The sequence below is a fragment of the Gelidibacter sp. genome (assembly GCF_035577925.1).
GTDB lineage: Bacteria > Bacteroidota > Bacteroidia > Flavobacteriales > Flavobacteriaceae > Gelidibacter.
This window is the reverse complement of record NZ_DATJCY010000376.1, coordinates 1-3,357: the sequence shown is the minus strand read 5'-3', so window position 1 is coordinate 3,357 and position 3,357 is coordinate 1. Positions and strand designations below refer to the sequence as shown.

Annotated in this window: 3 protein-coding genes; all 3 read left to right on the top strand. The window is 38.7% G+C overall.

All coding sequences use genetic code 11. The annotated features are described in order from the left end of the window. A partial coding sequence (locus VNJ50_RS14290) for a glycosyltransferase (protein ID WP_414652904.1) occupies nucleotides 1-234 on the top strand: 234 nt, incomplete at its 5' end. A 181-nt stretch (nucleotides 235-415) separates the two neighbouring features. Then, nucleotides 416-1,801, top strand: a complete 1,386-nt coding sequence (locus VNJ50_RS14285) for an asparagine synthase-related protein (RefSeq protein ID WP_325582971.1) — start codon at nucleotides 416-418, stop codon at nucleotides 1,799-1,801. An 824-nt stretch (nucleotides 1,802-2,625) separates the two neighbouring features. Further along, on the top strand, nucleotides 2,626-3,357 hold a 732-nt coding region (locus tag VNJ50_RS14280), incomplete at its 3' end, for a hypothetical protein (RefSeq protein WP_325582970.1).

The window sequence follows — 3,357 nt, the reverse complement described above, 5'->3', positions numbered from 1 at the left end:
TTAATTGAGAATGGAAAGGAGGGCTGGCTTGTGCCAAGCCGAGACGTAAAGGCGATGGCAGAGGTGGTGATGAATTTTGAGAAGATGTCGTTGGAGGAGATTGAGGTGGTGCGACAGGCGGCGAGGAAAAAGGTAGAAGTGCAGCACAATGAAGCTCAGATGGTACGAGGGATGGAGGCGTTGTACAATGAGGTGTTGAATAGATGGAACTCACATAGAGGTCGGGGAGTTTAGTGGGAAAGTAGTGCGAGTTTTTTTTTATTAGCTTTGCTAATTGATTTTTCTTGATGGAACTTTACAAGAAAACTGTTGGCTTTTAAATTAATTTAATGCGAAATCATTAAAAGACGGTCTTCGCCATCTGGTTAGCCCCTTTTAAGAATAAACGCTGCGAGAACCTAAACCTCTTTCTTCAATGAAACAAATAAAAACTTCTGTCATCCCTACCAACCAAACCTATGTAAAAGTTCGCGCTCCCCATGAATTGGACAAAAAAGCCATCTGCATCTTTGCCGCCACCAGCTATTTTTTGGGAACAGATACCTACTGGAAGGATGAAAAAGTGTTACCTCCGGGAACAATCAATACCATAGATGACAAGGGGAATTGGGTAGATAGTCAACCTTGGTTCAAATGGCATTACAGCCCTCGAGATATATCCTTTGACCAAGCGGTAAATGAATTCACGGAGCTTTTTCACACCATCTGCAAAGAGCAGGCAAGTAATGACACGGTTTTGCTTCCCCTTTCTGGAGGTCTGGACAGCAGAACCCAAGCCGTAGCCTATTCCAAATTGGGAAATCCCGTGTTATCCTATAGCTACTCCTTCCATAATGGTTATAAGGAAGGAATAATTGCCAAAAAGATTGCCGAAGTACTAGGTTATAAATATAATGATATGACCATTCGAGAGGGATATTTGTGGGATAAGGTGGACCAATTGGCAAAGTTGCTGAATTATGGCACCGAATTTACCCACGCTCGGCAAATGGCTGTAATCGAAGAGTTTCGTAAAATGGATGGGGTGTTCACTTTGGGCCATTGGGGAGATGTACTTTTTGATTCGCCAGCACCTAAGGATCTTACTGAAGAAAATGTGGAGGAATGGCTATTAAAAAAGATCATAGTTAAAGGAGGGCAGGAGTTAGCGGAAGCTTTATGGAAAGAATGGGAAATTGAGGGCGAATTTATGCCCTATTTAAAACAACGGATAAAAGAGGTGTGGGATACTATTCCTATCGAAAATGTTTCTGCTAAAGCTCGAGCATATCTTAGTAGCACCCGAGCGGTTCGCTGGACAAATTTGGGTTTTGCTATTTTTGAAGCCACGAATCCCGTTCAGGCACCCTATTATGATGACCGGATGGCGGCATTTATATGTGGTATTAACGAAGAGTACTTAGCTGATCGGAAAATACAAATTGCTTATTTAAAGAATGAATCTCCCGAAGTGGCAAAAATAATCTGGCAAGCGCAAAAACCTTATAACCTTTATACCTTTCAAAAAAACAAATCGCCTTATAACTTGCCTTATCAAATTGTTGACAAAGTTAAGCGGGTTATTAATGGAAAATTGGGAAAACCTTTTATACAACGCAATTGGGAACTTCAGTTTTTGGGAATGGAAAATGACGAAAAACTTCAGGAACATCTCTTTGGGGAAAATCTTCATCCCTTTCTTCCGAAAGAACTCCTTGCTAGGTTTTACAATAATTTTAAAACCAAAAACATGGTCGAGTATTCCCACCCATTAAGTATGTTGCTTGCTTTGGCGGTATGGTATAAAAATGAAGTAAAATAAAGGTTCTGCTCGTGGATGGGTGCGAACAGGGTACGCGGAGTTTTCGCTGAGTTCCCGGAGTTTTTTTTCACCATCCTGCTTCTGGTTTCTCTGCGAGAAATATTAATTTGTAAGTTCAACTTATAAGTGCAACACATATTAAAAATCACTTAAGACAAGCCCCAAGTGATTGGCCTAGTGCTAAATTTGTCTTGTGAAAAAATATAAACAATTTAACTTAGAACAAAGATGCCAAATTGTTGCTTTGATAGAGGCAGGAAAGAATAAAAGTGAGATTTGACCCGTCCTGAAATAGCTGAACAGATTATTGATTAAATCCTGTTGTAGATATACAAATATAGTTGATAGTCCTAAAAGAATTATACAGTTGTATTATCATGTTCAAAATGACCCGTTCTGACCCGTCCTGAAATAGAAATTGAATCCCGATAGTTATCGGGAGAAGTTGAAATTGGTGAATATAGAATATAGACGACATGACGATTGGTGATTTTTAGTGAATGGGTGATGACCGATGATTGATGAAGGGTAACTGAGTCTAACAGCACTTATACCAACGACACACCATGGACTACGCACTAATTTGACAATTATTGATTCTTTTAGATCGAATTCGACAGGATAATTTGTGTGAGGCAAATTCGACTTGCCGGATTAGGGCGGGAAGTGGTTGTGTTATGGTCCGAATGTGGTGGTTTCTGCCTATTTTTTAATTAGGACTTATTTTTATAACTTTATGTTTTTTAGCAAGTTATGTCCTTTTCATTAAAAGCGATCCTTGATAAATTTGAATGTTACAGGTTCATAAGCATAATAAATCTTCAATGAATTTTTATTTGGTATTCTATATTGATAAAATTTTGGAAGAGGCGATGGTCAGGTTTGCAAAGTCTCTCAAGCATTCCATGTTTTATTATGAGCACAACGGATTTATTTTGCGCTATACCAAAAGATTGATCGGTTTTTATGAAACGTTTTTTAAACAGATTGGTTTTTTAGCCCGTGGCTACAGCTATTATAAAAGTGAATTTCTCACAGAGATCAGTTTGGATGACAAGGAAATCCTAGAATCTGATAGGCTTTTAAAAAGACTGGTTTCCATTGATGGACTACTGAATATAGAACTCCCAATTATAAAGAATAGGCTCCTTGCTGTCCATGTTCATTACTCCACAAAAACAGAGATACACCTTGTAACCGGAATGGCCATTCTGGAAAGAGGAAGCGCTACGGTTAGGTTTGTACTCCACGAGCTGGGCATTCCAAAGCATCTTTTAAAACCCACGCCACAGCATTTAAAGTATTTAAACAAGGTGTTGGAACAATATACTGCTGGCGATCAGAAATCTGTTAAGGATTTACTTGAGCATTTAGACAGAAACTATAACCAGTTTCAGAAAGATTGTAAAGCGTACTATGGTGGTACGTTTTATGAGTTTTATACCAAAAAGCGTATGGTCAACGTGGTTGGGGATATCATGTTTAGCCATCTGACTTTAAAGGAAATTGCCTATAATAACGGGTTTTCAAGTTATGATACGATGTACAAATCTTTT

Coding starts and splice junctions, on each gene's coding strand:
- VNJ50_RS14285 (WP_325582971.1), top strand. CDS start 416: ATGAAACAAATAAAAACTTCTGTCATCCCTACCAACCAAACCTATGTA.